At 43.5% G+C, this 1,756-nt stretch carries 1 protein-coding gene; it reads left to right on the forward strand.

Annotated features, from left to right (window positions below):
• A partial coding sequence (locus A3739_RS16740) for an NADP-dependent isocitrate dehydrogenase (RefSeq protein ID WP_197472385.1) occupies positions 1 to 1,443 on the forward strand: 1,443 nt, incomplete at its 5' end.
• Positions 1,444 to 1,756: the final 313 nt, after the last annotated feature.

The following is a 1,756-nucleotide window of genomic DNA, read 5'->3' on the forward strand; positions in this document are numbered from 1 at the left end:
TCTCACCCGATCGTCTTTGGCCATGCTGTAAAAGTATATTTTAAAGAAGTCTTTGAAAAGCACGCAGAAACCTTTGAAAAGCTCGGTGTGAACGCGAACAATGGTTTAAGAAATGTTCACCAGAAAATTCAGTCTCTTCCATATTCGCAGCGTTCTGAAATTGAAGAAGATATTCGTAAGTGTTACGAAGATCGTCCTGAACTCGCTATGGTTGATTCAGACAAGGGTATTTCAAACTTACACGTTCCTAGCGACGTGATCGTTGATGCTTCTATGCCCGCAATGATCCGTATCGGCGGTAAGATGTGGGGCACCGATGGTAAGTTAAAAGATACCAAAGCGGTGATTCCAGAGAGTACCTACGCGACTATTTACCAAGAAATTATCAACTTCTGTAAGCATCACGATAACTTTGATCCAGTGACTATGGGCACGGTTCCAAACGTTGGTTTGATGGCTCAAAAAGCAGAAGAATATGGTTCGCACGATAAGACATTTGAGCTTGAAGCAGATGGAACTATTCGTGTTATTGATGATGCGGGCAATGTCTTGCTTTCTCACGATGTTGAGAAGGGTGATATTTGGCGTATGTGCCAGACAAAAGATCTTCCAATCCAAGATTGGGTGAAATTAGCCGTTACTCGTGCACGTGCTAGCGGTATGCCTGCAGTATTCTGGTTAGACCCAGAGCGTCCACATGATGCATCGATGATCTCTAAAGTCGAAATGTACCTGAAGGAACATGATACTGAAGGTCTCGACATCCGTATCCTTTCGCCAGACCAAGCGATTCGCTTAACCATGGAGCGTCTGATTCGCGGTAAAGACACGATCTCAGTGACTGGTAACGTATTACGTGATTATCTAACGGATTTGTTCCCAATTCTTGAATTAGGTACAAGTGCAAAAATGCTCTCTATCGTGCCATTGATGGCTGGTGGGGGTTTGTTTGAAACAGGTGCTGGTGGTTCTGCGCCGAAGCACGTTCAGCAATTCAATGAAGAAAACCATTTGCGTTGGGATTCGTTAGGTGAGTTTTTAGCGATTGCGGTATCACTCGAAGATTTGAGTGACAAAACGGATAACCCTCGCGCGAAAGTGCTTGCAAGTACGCTTGATAAAGCGACTGAAGTCTTCCTTGATGAGAACAAATCACCTTCTCGTAAGGCGGGTGAGATCGATAACCGTGGCAGTCATTTCTATCTTGCTCTGTACTGGGCAGAAGCCTTGGCAGCGCAAGACGATGACGCTGAGTTGAAAGCGAAATTCACTAAGCTCGCAGAGCAGCTTCGCGCAGACGAAGCCAAGATTGTGCAAGAACTACTTGATGTTCAGGGTCAAGAAATCGAGATTGGCGGTTACTACAACCCTGACTTCGAATTGGCTTCAAAAGCGATGCGCCCAAGTGAGACCTTGAATGCAATTTTTGATGAGTTCAAATAAGCGTTAAGACGCTTCATTCATTTGAGGTGAGTCTAATACGAAAAGCCAGTACAGAAATGTACTGGCTTTTTTTTACCTGAAAATTAGAGCTGGGATTAACTTTATAGTGTTCTCTACTTCGAGGTTTGCGTTTCATGTGAAAGTAGTGAGAGAACAGTCTTATGTGTGTTTCAAGCTGGTGCGCCTTGATCACTTGTTGGGCATTATCTACTGCAACGCATTCTACTCTATTTTTGTTATCCCCTTAAGTTGTTGTTTATAAATTGATTTTTTAAACTTTCTAGAGTTGGCAAGCATTCTGCTACGTTTCCTT

Source organism: Oleiphilus sp. HI0067 (genome assembly GCF_001635735.1).